The organism is Nonomuraea sp. bgisy101, assembly GCF_057708945.1.
Window position 1 is genome coordinate 43,686 of record NZ_JBYITD010000050.1, and the last position, 19,980, is coordinate 63,665.

The window sequence follows — 19,980 nt, forward strand, 5'->3', positions numbered from 1 at the left end:
CCGTCACGAGCCGCGGATACCCGCCCCCGGATCAATGTTCTGGAGCGGGTGCGCCTACCATCCAAGGCATGAGACTCGCCGCGGACTTTCCGTCGACGACCCGGGACGACTGGCGGGCCCTCGCGCTGGGCGTGCTGCGCAAGTCGGGCGTGGAGTCGGACTCGCCCGAAGCCGCTCTGGGCACCGACACCTATGACGGTGTGCGGATAGCGCCTCTCTACGACGCGGGCGACCTGCCCGAGCTGCGCGCCCCCCGCGCCCCGCACCGGGGCTGGGACGTACGGCAGCGGCATGCCGTACCCGACAACGAGGCGGTGCTGGCCGACCTGGAGAGCGGGGTCACCTCGCTGTGGCTGGCGGTCCCCGTGGAGGACCTGGCGCGCACGCTCGACGGCGTCCACCTCGACCTGGCGCCCGTCGTGCTGGAGGCGGGAGAGCGCACCGCCGAGGCGGCCGGCGTCCTGCTCGGGCTCGGCGCCTCCGTCAGGGGCAACCTGGGCGCGGGGCTCGGCGGCGACGCCGTCGAGCTGGCCCTGCGGTGCGCGGCCGAGCATCCGGGGTTGCGGGCCATCGTCGTGGACGGCCTGCCGTACCACGACGCGGGCGGGAGCGACGCGCAGGAGCTCGGCTGCTCGCTGGCGGTGGGGGTGGCGCACCTGCGGGCGCTGACCGCGGCGGGGCTGCCCGTGGAGGCCGCCCTGGGCCAGCTGGAGTTCCGCTACGCGGCCACCGCCGACCAGTTCGCGACGATCGCGAAGCTCCGGGCGGCGCGACTGCTGTGGGCGCGGGTGGCCGAGGTCTGCGGCGGGCAGGGCGTCCAGCTCCAGCACGCGGTGACCAGCTCCGCGATGATGACGGCGCGCGACCCGTACGTGAACATGCTGCGGACCACGCTGGCGTGCTTCGCCGCGGGCGTCGGCGGCGCCGACGCGGTGACCGTGCTGCCCTTCGACGCCGCCGTGGGCGCGCCCGACGCCTTCGCCAGGCGGATCGCGCGGAACACGCAGGTCCTGCTGCTGGAGGAGTCGGGCGTGGGACGGGTCGCCGACCCCGCGGGCGGATCGTGGTACGTCGAGCGGCGCACCGCCGACCTGGCCGCCAGGGCCTGGGCGTGGTTCCAGGAGATCGAGGCGGCCGGCGGCGTCCAGGATGCCGGTGAGCTGGTGACCGCGCGGATCGCGCAGACGAGGGCGCGCAGGGACGACGACGTCGCGCACCGGCGCTTCCCGATCACGGGCGTGAGCGAGTTCCCCGACCCGCGTGAGCGCCCCCTGCGGCCGTCCCCGGCCAGGAGCGAGGGGGCCAGGAGCGGCGGGGTCCGGTACGCGCGGCCCTACGAGGAGCTGCGCGACCTCGCCGACGCCCAGCCCGAGCGGCCCAGGGTCTTCCTCGCCACGATCGGTCCCGTGGCCGCGCACACCGCCAGGGCCTCCTTCGCGGCCAACCTCTTCCACGCCGGCGGCCTGGAGACCGTCTCCTCGGGGCCGAGCACCGACCCCGAGGAGATCGCACGGGCCTTCACCGACTGCGGCGCCGCCGTCGCGTGCCTGTGCTCGACCGACAAGCTGTACGGCGAGCACGCCACCGCCGTCGCGCAGGCGCTCAGACGGGCGGGGGCGAGAAGGATCTGGCTGGCGGGGAAGGGATCCCACGAGGGCGTGGACGCGACCCTGTACGCCGGATGCGACGCGCTGGACGTCCTCCACACGACCTTCGACGACCTGGGAGTGGTTCGATGATCCCGGACTTCACGAACATCCCGCTGGCGCCCGTGGGATCCGGCGGCGGCGCCGAGGGCGAGCCGTGGGAGACGCCTGAGGGCATCGCCGTCAAGCCGGTCTACACGGCGGACGACGTCGAAGGGCTCGACTTCCTGCGGACCTACCCGGGCGCGGTGCCGTACCTGCGCGGGCCCTACCCGACGATGTACGTGAACCAGCCGTGGACGATCAGGCAGTACGCCGGCTTCTCCACCGCCGAGGAGTCCAACGCCTTCTACCGCCGTAACCTCGCGGCAGGGCAGAAGGGCCTGTCCGTCGCCTTCGACCTGGCCACGCACCGCGGCTACGACTCCGACCACCCACGCGTGGCGGGCGATGTCGGCATGGCGGGCGTCGCCATCGACTCCATCTACGACATGCGGCAGCTGTTCGAGGGCATCCCCCTCGACAGGATGTCGGTGTCGATGACCATGAACGGCGCCGTGCTGCCGATCCTCGCGCTCTACATCGTGGCCGCCGAGGAACAGGGGGTCGCCTCCGAGCGGCTGACGGGGACCATCCAGAACGACATCCTCAAGGAGTTCATGGTCCGCAACACCTACATCTACCCGCCGGGGCCGTCGATGCGGATCATCTCCGACATCTTCGCCTACACCAGCACGCACATGCCGAAGTTCAACTCCATCTCGATCTCCGGCTACCACATCCAGGAGGCGGGGGCCACCTGCGACCTGGAGCTGGCCTACACGCTCGCCGACGGCGTGGAGTACCTGCGGGCGGGCATGGCGGCGGGGCTCGACATCGACGCGTTCGCGCCGAGGCTGTCGTTCTTCTGGTGCATCGGCATGAACTTCTTCATGGAGGTCGCCAAGCTGCGGGCCGCCCGCCTGCTGTGGTCCAGGCTGGTGTCGGGTTTCGGGGCCGAGAACCCCAAGTCGCTCTCGCTCAGGACCCACTCCCAGACCTCCGGCTGGTCCCTCACCGCCCAGGACGTCTACAACAACGTCGCCCGCACCTGCGTCGAGGCCATGGCCGCCACGCAGGGCCACACCCAGTCGCTGCACACCAACGCCCTCGACGAGGCGCTCGCGCTGCCCACCGACTTCTCCGCCCGCATCGCCCGCAACACGCAGTTGTTGCTGCAGCAGGAGTCGGGCACCACGCGCGTCATCGACCCGTGGGGCGGCTCCTACTACGTCGAGCGCCTCACCCACGACCTCGCGGAGAAGGCGTGGCAGCACATCGAGGAGGTCGAGGCGGCGGGCGGCATGGCCCGCGCGATCGACGCGGGGCTGCCCAAGCTGCGCATCGAGGAGGCCGCCGCCCGCACCCAGGCGCGCATCGACTCAGGCAGGCAGCCCGTCATCGGCGTCAACAAGTACCGGCCCCAGGCCGACGAGCCGATCGAGGTGCTCAAGGTCGACAACAGCGCGGTGCGGGCGCAGCAGCTCGACAAGCTGCGCCGCCTGCGGGCCGACAGGGACGGCGAGGCCGTACGGCAGGCGCTGGAGAACCTCACCAAGGGCGCGGCGGGCGGCGACAACCTCCTCGCGCTCGCGGTCGAGGCCGCCCGCGCCAAGGCGACCGTCGGCGAGATCTCCGACGCGCTGGAGAAGGTGTTCGGACGGCACGCGGGGCAGATCCGCACCATCTCCGGGGTGTATCGCGACGAGGCGGGTCCGGTGAAGGGCATCGAGCTGGTACGGCAGGCATGCGCCGACTTCGCCGTCGCCGAAGGGCGGCGGCCGCGCATCCTGGTGGCGAAGATGGGTCAGGACGGGCACGACCGCGGACAGAAGGTGATCGCCACCGCCTTCGCCGACCTCGGATTCGACGTGGACGTCGGCCCGCTGTTCCAGACGCCCGAGGAGGTGGCGCGGCAGGCGGTGGAGGCCGACGTGCACGTCGTCGGCGTCTCCACGCTCGCCGCCGGCCACCTCACGCTCGTCCCCGCGCTGCGGGAGGCGCTGGCCACCCTGGGCGCGGACGACATCATGATCGTGGTCGGCGGCGTGATCCCGCCGGGCGACTTCGACGAGCTGCGGGCGGCGGGCGCCTCCGCGATCTTCCCGCCCGGCACGGTGATCGCCGACGCCGCCCTCGACCTGGTGCGCGAGCTGTCCTCGCGGTTGGGCCACTGATGCTCCACGGCTCGCGCCCCGGGCACAGGAGGCCGGGCGGGTGGCGCGGGTGAGGACGCTCGACGACTACGTCCACGGTGTGAAGTCGGGCTCCCGCGCCTGGATCGCCCGCGCGATCACCCTCGTCGAGTCCACCAGGGCCGACCACGTCGAGCTGGCCCAGCGGCTGCTGGTCGAGCTCACCCCGCTGGCCGGTCACGCCCGCAGGGTCGGCATCTCGGGCGTGCCGGGCGTCGGCAAGTCGACGTTCATCGACGCGCTCGGCACCCGCCTCACCGAGCAGGGCCACAGGGTGGCGGTGCTGGCCGTGGACCCGTCGTCGACGCGGACGGGCGGCAGCATCCTCGGCGACAAGACCCGCATGTCCCGCCTGTCGGCCGACCCGCAGGCCTTCATCAGGCCCTCTCCGACCTCCGGCACGCTCGGCGGCGTCACCAAGGCCACCAGGGAGGCGATGGTCGTCGTCGAGGCCGCGGGCTACGACACCGTGCTCGTCGAGACCGTCGGCGTCGGGCAGTCGGAGACCGCCGTGGCCGACATGGTCGACACCTTCCTGCTGCTCAGCCTCGCCAGGACGGGCGACCAGCTGCAGGGGATCAAGAAGGGTGTGCTGGAGCTCGCCGACGTCATCGCGATCAACAAGGCGGACGGGGAGTTCGAGCTCGCGGCCAGGAAGGCGGCCCGTGAGCTGGCGGGCGCGCTGCGCATGCTCCGCTCCGAGGGGCCGCCGCCACCCGTCCTGACGTGCAGTGGGCTGACCGGCGGCGGGCTCGACGAGGTGTGGGGGCAGGTCATGGCCCACCAGGGCCGGATCGACCTGGCGGCCAAGCGGCGCCGCCAGCAGGTGCAGTGGACGTGGACGCTCGTGCGCGATCGGCTGCTTTCCGAGCTGCGCGGCAACCCGTCGGTGGCGGCGATCACGGCCGAGGTCGAGCGGGAGGTCCTCGAAGGGACCCTGACACCGTCGCTGGCGGCCGAACGCCTGCTGTCGGTCTTCAAGCGTCTCTGACCGCCCACGGCCGCCGATGCGCGGGCGCGGATCCGCCGCGGGCCGGACCGCACGGTGGCAGGGCACGGGGGCAGGGAGGCGGTGGCCTGGTGGTCAGGTCGCGCGGAGGCGGGCCCGGTAGACCTCGCGGGCTCGTTCCAGCAGTCCCAGGTGGTCGCCGAGTTGTTCGGGCGTGCGCAGGACGGCGTGCTCGCGCAGCAGCTCCTCCAGCTCGTCCAGCCAGTCCAGGCACCACCGCACGTCCTCGTGCCTAGCCACGCCCGCTCCCTCCACCTCCACGTACACCGGGCTGGTCAGCGCGTACGTCTCCCCCGTCATCGAGCGCGGGCTCGGCCCCCCGACCACCTCCGCGAGCACGTAGGTCGGCGACGAGACCCGCAGCGAGGCGGTCAGGGACTGGCCCTCCGACACCGCCAGCACCCCGTCCGCCGTGCGCAGGCGCAGCTCCGACACCTCGGCGCCGACGACCCGCGCGGTGACGCCCACCTCCGATCCGAGCGCCAGGTCCAGCACGGCGCCCGGCTCCTGCCCGTCGACCGACAGCTCCAGCCACGGCCCCGTCGTGGCGAACGTCCTGCCGCGCCGTACCGCGTCGGCGAAGGAGGCGGCGCTGAGCGCGCCCTCCACCCTGGCGTACACCCGCGCCCACCCCGGCGGGCTCGACTGGCGGTCCAGGTGGGTGAAGGACAGCATGGTGTCGGTCCCCGCGCTGACGGCCAGGCGGTTGCCCGCCCCGAGCAGCCGCCGGTAGACGATCGCGGTGGCGCCGATGTGGGCGTGGGTGAGCACGTCGAGGCTGTCGACCAGGCCCAGCGCGGCGTCCACGACCAGCTCGCGGGCCGAGCAGTTGCGCGCCACCGGACGCACCAGGCGCCGGGGCGGGTCGTCCTCGGCCAGCGGCAGGCCGAACGGGTGGCTGTAGCCGAGCAGCGCCCCCGACTGGCGCAGCTCGCGCAGCGCGTCGGCGTTGGGCGGCCAGTCGGCCTCGCCCTCGAACCCGGTGTGGAAGCGTTCGGGCGGCTTGGCGGGGGCGAAGGCGTAGACATGGCCGAGCAGGTCGTTGCGGTACTCCACACCCATCCTGGCCACGTGCGTGCCGTCCGACCACGGCAGGTCGGCTCCCACCCAGTGATCGAGTGCCTCCCTGTCGTAGACGCGCGCGCCCGACACGTTGCCCGCCAGCAGGTTCAACACGTGCAGGTCCTCGCCGAGCTGGACGGCCGCGGCGTCGGCGGGAGCGGCGACGCGATCGCCCGCCCAGTTGAGGTGCACGTGCATGTCGCCGCCATACCAGCCGCGCGCGGCCGCGTCGTGGACCCTGCGCGGTGTCAGCCGTAGGGTCCGCTCCTCGCCGGGGGCGAGGGTGACGGCGGTCAGCGCCTCGCCGTACTCCATGCCCCTGGTGACGGTGACCGTGAGCGTGTCGGCGGGCACGTCCAGCACCAGGTCGTCGCCGTGGAAGTACGGCAGGCCGTGGAAGTCGTGGCGGTGTGGCGCGCCGTCGGGGAACCAGCCGTGGCCGTCGGCGCCGAACACGCTCCACCGGCAGGGGAACCCGGCGCTCAGCCTGAGCCTGGCCGACGGCACGGTCCTGGCCAGCCGCGACAGGCTCACCGGCATGCCGTCGACGGTCAGCTCGCTGCCCGCCGCGACCTCGGCGAGCCACGCGCCCGCCCCGCGCAGCTCGCGCCGCACCCCGTCGACCTCCACCGCCACGGGACCGTCGCGCCACGAGTCGATCAGCAGCGGCACCTTCGGCGGCGGGCCGAGGACGGGGCGTGGGGTGCATTCCAGGCGCACCCCCTCATCGGCGATCCTGAGCGCGGCCAGCGAGCCGGGCAGCCGCCCCTCCAGCGTGTCGCGCAGGAGCACGTCGTAGTCGGGTTCGCGCAGGCGGGCGCCGAGCTCCATGGACGACGCGCCGGGGTGCCGCTCGGCCAGCCGGGTGAAGGCCAGCCCCCAGAAGCGGTCCATCAGCTCGGGCGGCAGCACCGCCCTGACCTTGAACAGCTTGACGTAGTGGATCTCCGGCTCACCCCAGGTGATGCCGTGCTCGCCGAGCAGCCCGCCGTACTCTCGCAGCGCGGCCGCGACCGTCGCCGGCAGCATCGGATCATCGCACATGGCCTCTCCCGCCTCGCGTGCCGTCATCCTGGCACGGTGCGGCGACGCGCCTGATTCCGTGGGGCGGCATTTGTCACTACGCGGATGCGGAATCCTCCACCACGTGGGACCAGGCTTCTTCCCAGAGGTCGCTCGCCTCGCTCGTCCACGTGGCGGAGACCAGCGCGCCCCTGCTCCGGTACGCGCGCATGATCTCCACGTGGGCGGGCAACCGGACGAACGCCCTGAGGTCGGCCTCCGAGCGCCACACCGACACCGAGCCGATGCGGCGCGCCCACGGCTCGGCCCACAGCCACAGCCCGACCGCGCCGTCCAGCTCAGGCCACAGCCTGCCCAGCCGCCATCCGGTACGGGCGGCCCGCGGCAGGTGCGCGGCCCTGTGCAGGCGGAAGTCGGTGAGGCTGACGACGACGGCCCCCGTGCCCCTCGGCTCAGGGCCGGGGATCCACCGGCTCCTGATCACGCGGCGAGCACCTTCGCCGCGTCGCGGATCTCCGGGCTGAAGGGGGTGGGCCGCAGCGTCGCGGGGTCGAGGTTGACGTTCACCCTGCGACCCTCGGCGTGGACGGTCTGCCCGTCGGGGGACAGGACGCGGAAGCCGTAGACACCGCTGGTGTTGCCCATCCGCTCCATCCAGAAGTGCACCAGCGGCTCGCCCACGCCCATGATCGGCACGTGGTAGGTGATGCTGAACTCGCGCACGGCGAGGAAGACGTCCTTGAAGCGGGAGTGGGCGGGGTCGAAGTTCCAGCCGAGCTCGGTCCAGAACGCGGTGATGGCCCGCTCGACGAGCACGGAGTAGCGGGCGTTGTGCAGCAGGCCCATGGCGTCGAGGTCGTCGAAGTGGACCTGGACGGGACGGGTGTGGGACAAGGTCAATCCTCCGGGAGGAGCGATGGATCGGGGGAGAGGGCCCGCAGGCGGTCCAGGACCGCCCTGCGGGCATGGCCGAAGGCCCGCGGCCCGTCGCGCAGGCGGGAGTGGGTGACGGCGGCCTCGCCGAGCGCCTCGATCTCGTAGGCGAGCTGGGCGGGGTCGGCCCGCAGCTCGCCCCTGTCGACGGCCTCCTGGACGGACTTCTCCAGGTAGCCGAGCCAGTCGTTCATCGCCTCGGCCACCCTGTCCTTGACAGGGCCGGGACGGTCGTCGAACTCGACCTGGGCGACGAAGAAGAAGCAGCCGCCGGGCAGGACGCCCTTCTCGTAGAAGGCGAGTCTGGCCTCGTGCAGGGCCAGGACCCTGCGCACACCCTTGGGCGCGGCGAGGGCGGGGGTGACGACGTGCTCCACCCATTGCCGCCTCGCCCACTCGACGGCGTCGAGCTGCAGCTGCTCCTTGTCGCGCCAGTGGGCGAAGAAGCCGGACTTGCTGACTCCTGCGACCTCGGCGAGACGGCCGAGCGTCAGCCCGCCGAGACCGTCGACCGAGGCCAGCGCCACGGCGCTTTCGAGGATGGCCTCTCTGCTGCGCTGCCCGCGCGCCTTCCTGCCGTCAGTCATGGCTTCACGGTAGCACAATAAGACCGATCGGTCGTTAAGATTGTTTTCCCGATCGCACGGCCACCGCGCGGGGCGGCGCGGGGTGCGACATTGGTCGACTGTGCTAGATTTTGGCCATGCGGTCAGAAAATGAGGCAACCGGCCAGAAGCCGCGATCGTTCATCGAGAAGGCCAGAAGAGCCCAGATCATGGCCGCGGCCATCGAGGTGATCGCCGAGGTGGGATTCGCCAAAGCCTCGCTCGCCCTCATCGCCAAGCACGCCGGCATCAGCAAGGGCGTCATCTCCTACCACTTCTCCGGCAAGGACGACCTGATGGAGGAGGTCGTGAACCACGTCTACTCCGACATCGCCGAATTCGTCCTGGCCAGAATGGAGGACAAGACCACCGCCACCGAACTGCTGCGCACCCAGATCCTCACCGTCGCCGAGCACATGCGCGAGCACCGCACCCAGCTGAAGGCCCTGGGCGAGATCTTCACCAATCTCCGGCTCCCCGACGGCTCCCCGAGATACGGCATCGCCGCCAACGAGGAGCTCTACCAGTCGCTGGAGCGGATCTACCGCTTCGGCCACTCCACGGGCGAGTTCAGGGAGTTCGACCCGCGGGTCATGGCGATCACCCACTCGGCCGCGGTGGACAACATGTTCGCCTACTGGTCGGTCCACCCCGAGCACGACCTCGACGCCCACGCCAGGGAACTGGCCGAGATCTTCGTCCGCGCCACGAAGGGGCCGCAGTGAGAAGGCTCGCCTACGTCGACAACCTGCGCGTGGTCCTCACGGTCCTCGTGATCCTGCACCACATGGCCCTCACCTACGGCACCATCCACGCCTGGTACGTCTTCGAGCCGGCGAAGGACCCCTCCGGAGTGGCGCTCGACGTCCTGGTCATGTTCGACCAGGCGTTCTTCATGGGCTTCTTCTTTCTCATCTCCGGCTTCTTCACCCCCGGCTCCTACGACCGCAAGGGCGGCGGCGCGTTCATGCGCGACCGGCTGGTACGGCTGGGCGTCCCGCTGATCGTCTTCCTCCTGCTACTCCGCCCCCTGGCCATGATCGGCGTCTACCAGGACTTCGACATGCCGTACTGGATGTTCTACATCGGGTCGTGGGACCCGGGTCCGATGTGGTTCGTGGAGGTCCTGCTGGTCTTCGCGGCCGTCTACGCCGTCATCCGCCGCTACGGCCGGATCCCCAGGTCGGGCCCCGAGCAGGCGCCAGGAGCGGCGCCGATCGCCGCCTACACGCTCGCGCTCGCCGCCGTCACCTTCGCCTGGCGCCTGGTCGTGCCCATCGGCCTCTACGTCCCGGTCCTCGGCCTGCCCACGCCGTCCCACCTGCCGCAGTACGCCAGCATGTTCGCGATCGGCGTGCTCGCCCACCGGCGTGGCTGGTTCGCCACGCTGTCGAGGCGGGCGGGCAGACTCGGTTTCGCCGCCGCGGGGCTGGGGACGCTGGTGCTGCTCCCCGTGCGCTTCATGTCCGGCGGAGCCGTCGCCGACCTCGCGCAGGCCACATGGGAGGCGGTGTTCGCTGTCGGTGTCATCATCGGCCTGCTGGTGCTGTTCCGCGAGCGCTTCAACGCGCAGGGGGCGCGCGGCAGGTTCCTGTCCGAGCACGCCTACACCGTCTACATCATCCACCCCGTCGTGCTGGTCGGCCTCGCCTACGCCTTCGCCTGGCTGCACGTAGCCGCCATCGTCAAGTTCGCGGTCGTCTCCGCGCTCGCGCTGCCGCTGTGCTGGGGCCTCGCCTCCTTGACGCGCTCGCTGCCCGGCGCCAAGAGGATCCTTTGAGCGGCATGGGGCATCCCTGAGCGTCGCGGTGCCGGGGCCGTACCCTCACCTGTGAACCCATCGCCCCATCGTGGTGTGGCGCGGCACGCGAATCCGGCCGGCCCGCCGTGGCCCAGGGGCGGCATCGGGTGACGCTGAAAACGCACGAACGTGGGCAGGAGATACACATGCGACTCCGATCACGGCTGCACCGCCTCGACAAGCACCTGTACGCCGCCGTCGCGCAGGCCAGGCTGCCGGGCTTCGAACGCGTCCTGCCGCCGCTGTCCAGAGCCGCCGACAACGCGCTGCTGTGGGCCGGCGTCGCGGGCACGTTCGCGCTGAGCGGCAGGAGACGCCTGCGCAGAGCCGCGACCAGGGGGCTGCTCGCGGTCAGCCTCGCCAGCCCTCTGGTCAACCTGGCGGGCAAGCAGGCCTTCGGCCGCAAGCGCCCGGTCTCCGACGCGCTGCCGCTGGCCAGGCTGCTCAAGACGCCGCTGTCGGCGTCGTTCCCCTCGGGCCACTCCGCCTCGGCCGCGGCCTTCGCCACGGCCGTCGCGCTCGAAGCCCCCGCAGCGGTCGCCGTCCCCGTGTCGGCGCTGGCGGCGGCCGTCTGCTTCTCCCGCGTCTACACGGGCGTGCACTACCCGGGCGACGTGCTCGCGGGCGCGGCCATCGGCGTCGCCGCCGGGCTCATCACCCGCCGCATCTGGCCGGAGGCGGCCGAAGCGGGCAGGGCGCGCGCCTCGGCCACCGCCCCCGCCTTCGACGTCGACCCCTCGGGCGAAGGGCTCGCCGTCGCCGTCGACCCCGCCGCGGACGAGCTGGAGGAGACGCTCCGCAAGGCCTTCCCCAGGGCGGAGTTCGTCCCGCTCGCCGCCATCGACAACGCAGGAGGCAAGGCGCTCGCCGTCGCGGGCGGCGACGGAACCGTCAACCGCGGCGCCCAGGCCGCCCTCGACCACGGCAAGCCGCTGCTGGTCGTCCCCGCCGGCGCGCTCGACCCCTTCGCCGCCGAACTCGGCATCGCCGACGTGGAGGAGGCAGTCGCCGCCTACCGGGCGGGCGAGCTCGCCGCCGTCGACGTGGGCGAGGTCGCCGGCGGGGTCTTCGTCAACAACGCGGGCCTCGGCATCTACCCGTCGCTCGCCGGGCGCACGGAGGCCAGGCAGAAGCGGATCGGCAAGTGGCCCGCGCTGCTGTGGGGCCTGGCCGAGGTGCTCCGCCGCGACGTCGAGCCCGTCGACGTGGTCGTGGACGGCGTGCCGTACCGGGCGTGGTGGCTGTTCGTGGGCAACTGCCGGTACGGCTCGCGCGGCCCGGGTCTCGGGCGGCGGGCCAGACTCGAGGACGGGCTGCTCGACGTCAGGCTGATGACCGCGGCCCGGCGGCTGCCCAGGGTACGGGCGTTCGGGAGCGCGGTGGGCGGACGGCTCGGGCTGTCACGGCACTACCGGCAATGGCAGGCGGACACCGTGCGCGTGGAGACGCCCTCCGGGGCGGTACGGCTGGCCCGCGACGGCGAGACGGTCACCGCCCGCGGGCCGCTCACGTTCGCCAAGCGCCCCCGCTCCCTCCACGTCTTCCGCTGACCCGAACCCCGCCGGCAGCGCCGCCCATCCGGCGAAGCACGGCTCCCCGCCGAAGACCTCGCACGCACGGGAGGCCGGAGGGCGGCGGAGGCCTGCTTCGACAACGTCCGGCAGGTCAGACGACGTTGGCGTTGGTGTAGAACGCGTCCAGCGTCTGCCCGTAGTGCTCCTCGACCACCTTCCGCTTGATCTTCAGGCTGGGGGTCAGCTCCCCGGTCTCCACCGTGAAGTCGTTGGCCAGGATCGCGAACTCCTTGATGGTCTCGTAGCTCGCCAGCCCCTCGTTGACCTGCTTGACCGCCCTGCCGACCTCCTCCCGCATCCGCGGGTGCTCGCGCAGCTTCTCAGGGTCGTCAGGCAGCCCCTCCGCCGCGGCCCACGGCCGTACGACCTCCATGTCCAGCGTCACCAGCGCGGTGCAGAAGTTGCGCTTGTCCCCGTGCACGAACACGTGCGACAGGTACGGGCACGCCGCCTTGATGCGGCCCTCGAGGTAGGTGGGCGCCACGTACTTCCCGCCCGAGGTCTTGATCAGCTCCTTCTTCCTGTCGGTGATGCGCAGCCGCCCCGCCTCGTCGAGTTCACCGATGTCGCCGGTGTGCAGCCAGCCGTCCTCGAGCGTCTCGGCGGTCTCCTCCGCGAGCCCGTGGTAGCCGCGCATGATGCCGCGCCCGCCGATGAGGATCTCGCCGTCCTCGGCGATGCGGACCTCGGTGCCGGGCAGCGGCGGCCCGACCGTCCCCAGGCGGACGCTGTCCGGCCTGGTGAGGAAGCTGCCCGCCGACGACTCGGTCAGACCGTACCCCTCGAGGATCGTCAGCCCCGCGCCGTCGAAGAACTCGGCGACGTCCTGGGAGAGAGGGGCGGCACCCGAGATGAAGTAGCGGATGCGCCCGCCGAAGCGTCCCCGGAGCTTGGCGAACACCAGGCGGTCGGCCAGCGCGTACTCCAGGCGCGTGGTCAGCGGGAGCGCGGCGCCACGCTGGCGGGCCCTGCTGACCCTGATGCCCGTCCTCTTGGCCCAGTTGAAGATCCGCAGTTTCGCGCCGCCCTCGCGTATGACCGTCGCGGCGACCGTGTTGTGGATCTTCTCGAAGATGCGCGGCGCGGCGGCCATGAACGTCGGCTTCAGCTCGCCCAGGTTCTCGGCGATCTTGTCGAGGCGGCCGTCGATCGCCGTCGGCACGCCGATGTCGATCATCACGACCTCGAGGAGCTTGCCGAACGAGTGCGACAGCGGCAGCCACAGGAAGTGCAGGTCGTCGGGGCCGATCAGATCGATCTTGCGGACGGCGTCCGCGGCGTACAGCCAGTTGTCGTGGGTCAGCTCCACGCCCTTGGGCCTGCCGGTGGTGCCCGAGGTGTAGATGAGCGTGGCCAGATCCTCCGGCTTGATCACGTCGATCATGGCGTCGTAGTCGCCTTCGGCGCGAACCTGGTCGATCGGGACGACCCAGCCGTCCTCGCTCGCGGTGCCGTCGATGACGACGACGTGGCGGACGCCGGGCAGGTCCTTGCGGACGGAGGCCAGCTTCGCGACCTGGTCGTCGTTCTCCGCGATGACCAGCGTGCTGCCGGAGTCGTTGATGACGTACGCGCACTCGGCGGCGGTGTTGGAGGGGTAGATCGTCGTGGTGGCCGCCCCCGTGGACAGCACGGCCAGGTCGGTGAGCACCCACTCCAGCCTCGTCGAGCAGAGGATGGACACCCTGGCCTCGGCGGAGGCGCCGAGTTCGGCCAGGCCCAGCGCCAGCGGGCGCACCCGCTCGCCCACCTGAGCCCATGTGAGCGATTCCCATCCGGTGCCCGCTGGGTGACGATAGGCCTCGGCGTCGGGGGTGGCCTTGATCCGATCGCGCAACAGAGCGGGAATGCTGGACATTCCTGACCTCCGGTGAGGGGGACGACTTGGTGCGCACTCTAGGCCGAATGCGGTGTGTCAGTCGATGGTCAGGATCAGTTACCTTCGGCGGTTCCCTCACCAGTGGTCACGATCTTCACACGGTGATCACCCGTTGAGCCGGAGTGGTCGCGACGTTCTCGTGATCGGCCGTGCGCACCTCCCACGCGCCGCACTCGCAACGCAGGTAGGAGATCACGCCATCCGACGTCACGTGGGACGAGATGAGCGTCATGGAATGCATGCCTCCAATCTGATGTAATGCCCTTATGCATTTCAACGCTTACGGCGGCAACGGCGCCGCTCTGTCGGCGGACCTGGTCAACGCCTCCGTCTTCACCCCCGAGGCGATCACCCCGCTGCTGACCAGGAACGAGATGCTGCGCGCCGACCTCACGCCCGACCAGGCCGACGAGCTCGGCAGGTGGGCGAGAAGGCTCGACCCCGTCTTCGGCGAGACGGACCAGGACGCCCAGATCGCCCTCGTCAACGACCTGCTGGCGATCACGGCGGCCACCCCGTACATCAGCGCGCACGACGGCCGCAGGCCGCACCTGCACTTCTTCGCCCTCGGCGCCGACATCGTCGCGCGGGCCAAGGACACCACGGCGGGCGGGCTCGCCATGGCCATCTGCTTCTCGGACGGCCGCCGCCTCGGTCGCTGCGACAGAAACGGCTGCCGGACCGTCTACGTCGACACCTCACGCAACGGGCGGCGCAGGTTCTGCTCGCTGGCGTGCGCCAACCGCGTCAACGTCGCGGCGCATCGGGCGCGAACCCTTGCGCAGGATCGTGAGCCCGGGTACGGTGACCCGGTCGCATCACCGAGCCGTGGAGGCTGTTGACGTGGAGTTCTGAGGTCGCGGGCACCGCGCCGTCTCGCCCTGTCGTGGGCACGTGCGCACCTGGACCTCGGGCGTCTTCGCGGTGGTTCCCGCCAAGTCATGAAATTCGACTTTCTGACGGGAGCTCCTCTATGTCATTTTCCGTTGTGATCGACCATGTCTCCTACACCTGGCCCGACGGCACCCGAGTGCTCGACGGGCTCGACGCCGCCTTCCCGGCCGGGCGCACCGGCCTGATCGGCGCCAACGGGTCGGGCAAGTCCACCCTGCTCAAGATCATCGCGGGGGAGTTGCGCCCCCGGTCCGGCTCGGTCAGCGTCGCGGGGCAGGTCGGCCACCTGCCACAGAACCTGCCGTTGCGCGGTGAGCTCACGGTCTCCGACCTGCTCGGCATCAGCGCGACCAGGGCCGCGCTGCACGCCATCGAGGCGGGCGACGTGCGGGAGGAGCACTTCACCGCCGTCGGCGACGACTGGGACGTGGAGGAACGGGCGGTCGCCCAGCTGTCGACGCTCGGCCTCGGCCACGTCGGGCTGGACCGCACGGTCGCGACGCTGTCCGGCGGCGAGACCGTCATGGTGGGGCTGGCCGCCCAGTTCCTCCACCGGCCCGACGTGCTGCTGCTCGACGAGCCCACCAACAACCTCGACCTCGACGCGCGGCAGCGGCTCCACGCGGCCGTCTCCGCCTGGCCGGGAGTGCTGGTGGTCGTCAGCCACGACAGGCACCTGCTCGACCTGGTCGACCAGGTCGCCGAGCTGCGCGACGGCGCCGTGCGCGTCTACGGCGGCAACCTGACCGACTACGAGCGGATGCTCGCGGCCGAGCAGGAGGCCGCAGAGCGGATGGTCAGGGTCGCCGAGGCCGACCTGCGCAAGCAGAGGCGCGAACTCGTCGAGGCCAGAGTCAAGCTCGCCCGGAGGGAGCGCTACGCCGACAAGATGTACGCGCGCAAGCGCGAACCGAAGATCATCATGCAGGCGCGCAAGCGCGAGGCCCAGGTATCGGCGGGCAAGCACCGCATCATGCACGAGGAGAAGCTGGAGCAGGCACGCGAGCGGCTGAACGAGGCCGCGCAGGCCGTGCGTGACGACACCGGGATCCGCATCTCACTGCCGGAGACCGCGGTCCCCGCGGGGCGCGTCGTCCTGTCCTTCGATACGGCGAGCCGTACCGAAGGCTCCGTCGGACGTCTGGAGGTGCGCGGGCCGGAAAGGATCGCGCTGCTCGGCCCGAACGGGTCCGGCAAGACCACCCTGCTCGAGGCCATCATGGCGGCGGGGGCGCAGGTTCCGGCCGGCTACCTTCCGCAGCGGCTCGACATCCTGGACGGGAGGCTCAGCGTGGTCGACAACGTGCGCGCGCACGCACCGGGCGCCTCGGTCAACGAGGTGCGCGCGCGCCTCGCGCGCTTCCTCTTCAGGGGCGCGCGGGCCGAGCAGCCGGTCGGCACGCTGTCGGGCGGCGAACGGTTCAGGGCGGCGCTGGCGGCGCTTCTGTCGGCCGACCCGCCGCCACAGCTGCTCCTGTTGGACGAGCCGACCAACAACCTCGACCTGAAGAGCGTCGAGCAGCTGTCGCAGGCGCTGGCCGCCTACCAGGGCGCGCTGATCGTGGCCAGCCACGATCTGCCGTTCCTGCGGGGGCTCGGGATCACCCGATGGCTCCAGCAGGATCGGGACAGCGGTCTGACCGAATCGTAATTGACGGCAGGGGATCAGCCGGGCGATAGTGTGGCAGATGGTTGCCCCCCGGTTGATCTCCTGCGCGCTCGGCCTGGCGATGCTCACCCTGACCGCGTGCACCGCCACCGCTCAGGGGCCCGCGGAGACCTCCCCGGGAGTCGCGACATCCACGAGCAGCGCGCCCGCTCTCACGGCCGACGCCTACCGCGACGCGCTGAGCGAGCAGCGCGCGAAGGTGCGCGGAGCTCTCGCCTCGGTGTCCTCCGCCAAAACGATCAAGACGCTCAATGATCGTATGGAACGTGCCGAAGAGACCCTCCGCGGCGCCGCCGACGCCCTGTCCGCACTCGCACCGCCCGTCGAGGCCAGAGTCCAGCACGAGACGTACGTGGCCAGCCTCCAGAACTTCACCACCGAGCTGGGAATGACACTCGGCAAGGTGGGGGGAAGGGACATCTGCACGGCAGGTGGCGTCTTCAGCGACGTGGCGGACAAGCTGCAGGCCATGGACCAGGCGGGAAGGTCGTTGAAGGCGCTCGGCGACTACCCGGCCGACGTGGTGCCGGTCAAGGCGGGCAAGAAGCAGACCCGGCGGCCGGCCAACGGGCGGTTCCTGCGCTCGGAGCGGCTCAACGGCCGCAGCTCCCTGCTGATCGACAACGGCGGGTCGAGAGACGCGGTGGTGACCGTGCTGCGCGGGAAGGGCAAGGCGTTCACCGTCTTCGTGCGGAAGCAGTCGACGTTCAAGGTGAAAGGCGTGCGGGACGGAACGTACGAGATCTTCTTCACGCACGGGGTGGACTGGGACGGGAAGGCGTTCACCCGGTCGTGCAGCTTCGAGCGGTTCGAGAAGCCGGTGCGGTTCAGGACGACCTACACGGCGACGCAGATCCGGTGGCACGACTGGCGCGTGACGCTCCACTCGGTCACCGGCGGAAACGCTCCCACGACCGAAGTCGACCCCGGCTCCTTCCCTGGCTGACCGCCTGACCTCTGCGTGTCCGCCTTCCGTGTCCGCACCATCGGCCCGCGGAAACGTGTCCGCACTGTGGGCCCGTGGAAACGTGTCCGCACCATTGGTCCGCGGAGCCCGTGCTGTCGGCCTGCGGAAACGTGTCCGCGTCGCGGGCGGGGGGCGACGTGTCCGCGCCGTCGGCCGGAGCGTCTTCACGCCATCGGCTCGGCGGAACGTGTCCGGTCCATCGGGTCGTGGAAATGCGGAAGGGCCGCGGCCCTCGCGGAACGAGGTCGCGGCCCTGCCCCATCGAGGTCAGGAGGAGAACAGCATCCCGAGGAAGCTGTCGTGCCTGCGCCGGTGGCCGTAGTGCCCGCCACCGTAGTGCGGGGCGGGGGCGCCCCACGCCGGGGCCCCGTGCGCGGGGGGCGGAGGCGCGGCGGGCGGGGTGTGGTACTGGGACTCCATGCGAGTCAGCGTCTCCAGCTCGCCGTAGTCCAGGAAGATCCCTCGGCAGTTCTCGCACTGCTCGATGTGGACCCCGTTGCGCTCATATGTCCGCATATTGCCGCGGCACTTGGGGCACTGCATCTGGCTTGATCTCCTTGCCCTTTGGCGGGATGTAACTCTGTCTTGCGTGCGCCACTATGTCAGCCTTGTTTGAGGCCGACAATCCTGCCGCACGACTGGACCAACGATTGTTCTACCTCGTCCAGTTCCCGGTCTTCCCTGTGCGCATGGCCGACGGCCACAGCGGCGAGCTGCACGGTGACCGCTCTGGCCGGGATGTCCAGCCGTGCCCATGGGTCGTGAGGATCGAGCGCCGGCCCGCCGGAAGCCAGGTAGGCGTTCAGAAACCGGCCCCAGGTGTCCGCGTCGAGCAGGCCCGCGGCGAACCACGCCGCAGGCCTGGCCAGGTCCCACGCCGGGTCGCCGACTCCGAGGTCGTCCACGTCGATCAGCAGCCATCGATCGGAGCGGTGCACGAGCTGTCCCAGATGCCAGTCGCCGTGGGTGAGCAGCCGGGGAACGGGCTCGGGTTCGGGCAGCGCCGCGAACGCCTGCCGTACCACTCGCTGAGCCGCTCCGTCTCCCGGCATGCCGGTGACCGCCCGCGCCATCCGCTCCGGCCCACCGGCCTCGGGCAGCGGCGGCACCATGGTCAGAGGTACGGCATGCAGCCGCGCAAGCAGCCGCGCGCCCTCCTCCCATGGAGCGGCGTCAGGGTCGTCGCGCCCGACCGGCGTACCGGCGGGCCATACGGTCACCGATCTTCCACATACCGTCCGCACTTCACGGTCCAGCGGGGGCAGCATCACCCCCGTCAACGCGGCAGACGCCGAGGCTTTGAGCCTCAGCCGCAGGGGAGCCTGCTCATCCCTGGCCGAATGCGCCTTGACCACGACCTCACCGCGCCGGACGACGACGACGTCGCTCCTCGTCTCATGCCGGGTCGGCTCCCCGGCCCCGCCGTACTCGCCGGCCATTCGCGACAGCTCACCCTCGAGATCCACCCGCAAAGCCTACGAGCCACCGTTTATTGGGTGGTCCCTCCGCCTGGATCCCTGAGAGGCTCGCCACGACGTTCCCAGCCGACGGCGCTCGAGGGTGCACGGGCCGCCCCTCACCGCGGGCCCTCACTGACGGGGGTGGGGGAATCGGCTGCTCACGTGCTCTGGGGCGGCGTCGCTCCGGCCGGTGAACGGAGGTTCCTGGGAGAACCCCGCGACCGGGGCGGCGGGTGGCGCCTGCGATCGGGGTGGCCGTCGAGAGGCGAGTGCCCCACGATCGGGCTAAGGCCGGTGGTGCCTGCGATCGACCGGGGCGGCCGGCGGGAGGGATGCCCTCGTTCGGGCGGAGGCCGGTGGTGGCTGCGATCGACCGGGGCGGTCGGCGGGAGGGATGCCCTCGTTCGGGCGGTCAGCGGGAGACGCCCGCGATCGGGCGGCGGGCGAGTGAGCGGAGGACGCGTGCACCAGTCGAAGGACCGGCCTGGACGGCTGATCCTCCTCTGCGGTCTGCCGGGTGCGGGGAAGACCACTCTCGCCAGGCGGCTGGCCGCGGACCTGCCCGCCGTACGGCTGTGCCCCGACGAGTGGATGGCGGGGCTCGGCATCGACCTCTTCGATGAGCAGGCGCGCGACCTGCTCGAACGACAGCTCTGGCGGCACGCGCGGGAGCTGCTGGCTCTCGATCAGAGCGTGATCCTCGAGTACGGCTTCTGGACGCGCGGCGAGCGGGACGAGAAGCGGCTCGCCGCCCAGGCTCTTGGCGTGGGGGTCGAGCTCCACTACCTGGATGTCCCCTTCGAGGAGCTGTGCCGCAGGGTGGAGGCCCGTACCGCCGAGGGCGCCGCGCACACCGCTTCCATCACCCGCGAACTCATGACCCGGTACGCCGCGCTGTTCGAGGCTCCGGACGCCGGAGAACTCGCCCTGTTCGACGACAGGCAGATCCGCCTGCCCCCGGAACCGGCCGCTGAATTGCGCCCGCGCAGCGGTGACGCGCGTTCTATGAGGTCATGACGGATTTTCCGGTACGCCGGTGCGTTGATTTGACGGTTGGCGGAGTCGTACATAGAGTTCACCAGTCCCACCCAGTCGGCGATCATCGTCGGCTGTCCGGGGGAACCTCTTCTCCAGTACATCCACACCGGTTGTCGTCATGTCTGCTGGTGGGTCCGGTTCGACAGGAATCGGATGCGGGAGTACGTTTAAGGGGTTGTCCCGAAG

18 protein-coding genes are annotated in these 19,980 nt (G+C 71.2%); 10 read left to right on the forward strand and 8 right to left on the reverse strand.

Translation table 11 applies throughout. The features are described 5' to 3' along the window. The first annotated feature begins 68 nt into the window (after nt 1–68). Genes AC3EO4_RS50245 through meaB form a run of 3 tightly spaced genes read left to right on the forward strand, consistent with a single transcriptional unit; the run spans nt 69 to nt 4,871 of the window. A complete protein-coding gene (locus tag AC3EO4_RS50245) occupies nt 69–1,739 on the forward strand; it encodes a methylmalonyl-CoA mutase family protein (protein ID WP_431903155.1) in 1,671 nt (556 codons plus the stop codon). Beyond that, the gene (gene scpA / locus AC3EO4_RS50250) at nt 1,736–3,862 is read left to right on the forward strand and encodes a methylmalonyl-CoA mutase (RefSeq protein WP_431903157.1); all 2,127 of its coding nucleotides are present in this window, start codon (nt 1,736–1,738) and stop codon (nt 3,860–3,862) included. Before AC3EO4_RS50245 ends, scpA begins: the two co-directional genes overlap by 4 nt. Nucleotides 3,863–3,902: 40 nt before the next feature. After that, nucleotides 3,903–4,871, forward strand: coding sequence for a methylmalonyl Co-A mutase-associated GTPase MeaB (gene meaB / locus AC3EO4_RS50255; RefSeq protein ID WP_379578682.1), 969 nt, complete (start codon nt 3,903–3,905; stop codon nt 4,869–4,871). Nucleotides 4,872–4,964: 93 nt separating this feature from the next. On the opposite strand, the gene AC3EO4_RS50260 is transcribed toward meaB, so the two are convergent. Genes AC3EO4_RS50260 through AC3EO4_RS50275 form a run of 4 tightly spaced genes read right to left on the reverse strand, consistent with a single transcriptional unit; the run spans nt 4,965 to nt 8,494 of the window. Further along, complete coding sequence (locus AC3EO4_RS50260) at nt 4,965–7,022, reverse strand: CehA/McbA family metallohydrolase (RefSeq protein ID WP_431903159.1); 2,058 nt, start codon at nt 7,020–7,022, stop codon at nt 4,965–4,967. Between the two features lie 49 nt (nt 7,023–7,071). Beyond that, nucleotides 7,072–7,458 carry a hypothetical protein gene (locus AC3EO4_RS50265; protein ID WP_379578678.1) on the reverse strand — a complete coding sequence of 129 codons (387 nt, stop codon included), beginning with the start codon at nt 7,456–7,458 and terminating at the stop codon, nt 7,072–7,074. Next, the gene (locus AC3EO4_RS50270) at nt 7,455–7,868 is read right to left on the reverse strand and encodes an acyl-CoA thioesterase (protein ID WP_379578676.1); all 414 of its coding nucleotides are present in this window, start codon (nt 7,866–7,868) and stop codon (nt 7,455–7,457) included. Before AC3EO4_RS50270 ends, AC3EO4_RS50265 begins: the two co-directional genes overlap by 4 nt. A 2-nt stretch (nt 7,869–7,870) precedes the next feature. Continuing rightward, nucleotides 7,871–8,494, reverse strand: coding sequence for a TetR/AcrR family transcriptional regulator (locus tag AC3EO4_RS50275; protein ID WP_431903162.1), 624 nt, complete (start codon nt 8,492–8,494; stop codon nt 7,871–7,873). 116 nt (nt 8,495–8,610) lie between these two features. Here AC3EO4_RS50275 and AC3EO4_RS50280 point away from each other — a divergent pair, with 116 nt between their 5' ends. The 3 genes from AC3EO4_RS50280 to AC3EO4_RS50290 all read left to right on the forward strand — a co-directional run bounded on the left by AC3EO4_RS50280 (nt 8,611) and on the right by AC3EO4_RS50290 (nt 11,863). Then, a complete protein-coding gene (locus tag AC3EO4_RS50280; RefSeq protein WP_379578672.1) occupies nt 8,611–9,237 on the forward strand; it encodes a TetR/AcrR family transcriptional regulator in 627 nt (208 codons plus the stop codon). Beyond that, nucleotides 9,234–10,292 carry an acyltransferase family protein gene (locus AC3EO4_RS50285; protein ID WP_431903164.1) on the forward strand — a complete coding sequence of 353 codons (1,059 nt, stop codon included), beginning with the start codon at nt 9,234–9,236 and terminating at the stop codon, nt 10,290–10,292. The genes AC3EO4_RS50280 and AC3EO4_RS50285 overlap by 4 nt, the downstream gene beginning before the upstream one ends. Nucleotides 10,293–10,459: 167 nt before the next feature. Beyond that, nucleotides 10,460–11,863, forward strand: coding sequence for a bifunctional phosphatase PAP2/diacylglycerol kinase family protein (locus AC3EO4_RS50290; RefSeq protein WP_379578669.1), 1,404 nt, complete (start codon nt 10,460–10,462; stop codon nt 11,861–11,863). 115 nt (nt 11,864–11,978) lie between these two features. On the opposite strand, the gene AC3EO4_RS50295 is transcribed toward AC3EO4_RS50290, so the two are convergent. Both AC3EO4_RS50295 and AC3EO4_RS50300 read right to left on the reverse strand, forming a co-directional pair. Further along, a complete protein-coding gene (locus AC3EO4_RS50295; protein ID WP_431903166.1) occupies nt 11,979–13,745 on the reverse strand; it encodes an AMP-dependent synthetase/ligase in 1,767 nt (588 codons plus the stop codon). A 115-nt stretch (nt 13,746–13,860) separates the two neighbouring features. Beyond that, nucleotides 13,861–14,007, reverse strand: a complete 147-nt coding sequence (locus AC3EO4_RS50300) for a hypothetical protein (RefSeq protein WP_379578666.1) — start codon at nt 14,005–14,007, stop codon at nt 13,861–13,863. 25 nt (nt 14,008–14,032) lie between these two features. Here AC3EO4_RS50300 and AC3EO4_RS50305 point away from each other — a divergent pair, with 25 nt between their 5' ends. The 3 genes from AC3EO4_RS50305 (at nt 14,033) to AC3EO4_RS50315 (ending at nt 17,275) form a co-directional block, all read left to right on the forward strand. Then, complete coding sequence (locus AC3EO4_RS50305; RefSeq protein ID WP_379578664.1) at nt 14,033–14,608, forward strand: CGNR zinc finger domain-containing protein; 576 nt, start codon at nt 14,033–14,035, stop codon at nt 14,606–14,608. 131 nt (nt 14,609–14,739) lie between these two features. Next, entirely contained in the window at nt 14,740–16,311 is a 1,572-nt protein-coding gene (locus AC3EO4_RS50310) for an ABC-F family ATP-binding cassette domain-containing protein (RefSeq protein ID WP_431903169.1), read from the forward strand. A 37-nt stretch (nt 16,312–16,348) separates the two neighbouring features. Continuing rightward, nucleotides 16,349–17,275 carry a hypothetical protein gene (locus AC3EO4_RS50315; protein WP_431903171.1) on the forward strand — a complete coding sequence of 309 codons (927 nt, stop codon included), beginning with the start codon at nt 16,349–16,351 and terminating at the stop codon, nt 17,273–17,275. Nucleotides 17,276–17,563: 288 nt separating this feature from the next. On the opposite strand, the gene AC3EO4_RS50320 is transcribed toward AC3EO4_RS50315, so the two are convergent. Next, complete coding sequence (locus tag AC3EO4_RS50320; protein ID WP_358143616.1) at nt 17,564–17,839, reverse strand: TFIIB-type zinc ribbon-containing protein; 276 nt, start codon at nt 17,837–17,839, stop codon at nt 17,564–17,566. A gap of 59 nt (nt 17,840–17,898) precedes the next feature. Next, nucleotides 17,899–18,762, reverse strand: coding sequence for a phosphotransferase (locus tag AC3EO4_RS50325; RefSeq protein WP_379578658.1), 864 nt, complete (start codon nt 18,760–18,762; stop codon nt 17,899–17,901). Nucleotides 18,763–19,218: 456 nt separating this feature from the next. Between AC3EO4_RS50325 and AC3EO4_RS50330 the strand changes: the two genes are divergently transcribed. Continuing rightward, entirely contained in the window at nt 19,219–19,773 is a 555-nt protein-coding gene (locus AC3EO4_RS50330) for a P-loop nucleotide/nucleoside kinase family protein (protein WP_431903173.1), read from the forward strand. Nucleotides 19,774–19,980 lie beyond the last annotated feature (207 nt).